The organism is Ralstonia sp. ASV6, assembly GCF_016429285.1.
In the GTDB taxonomy this organism is placed as follows: domain Bacteria; phylum Pseudomonadota; class Gammaproteobacteria; order Burkholderiales; family Burkholderiaceae; genus Ralstonia; species Ralstonia flaminis.
Genome location: NZ_JAELUI010000528.1, coordinates 1 through 337, shown reverse-complemented (window position 1 = coordinate 337; position 337 = coordinate 1). Strand labels below are relative to the sequence as shown.

The following is a 337-nucleotide window of genomic DNA, read 5'->3' as shown; positions in this document are numbered from 1 at the left end:
TCCGAGAACGACCGCAAGTGCATGTACAAGCTGAAGAAGGTCAGCCGACTGTCCTTGGGGAACTCCATGACGTGGCGCACGAGCACGAAACTGGTGCTGTATGGCGAATCAATGACGGGGTCGTCATTGGATGCCTGCACTTGACTGACGGGGTAGTGCCGGTCCAGTCGATAGGCAATCACCTCACCATCAGCCAAGCAGCGCACACCGTGTTCCAGGTCCAGTTTCTGTCCTGCCCCGGTCTCACTGATGTGGATGCCACCGTGCCACATGCCCTTATTGCTGACCCCGTAGCCGCCCGACGGCTCATTCCTGAGTAGCGTGAGGAACTCGTGTT

The 337-nt window shown here is 58.2% G+C and carries 1 pseudogene; it reads right to left on the bottom strand.

The window, feature by feature from the left end:
• Window positions 1-337 (bottom strand): annotated as a pseudogene (locus tag JHD73_RS30140) (chitinase); the annotation flags it as partial.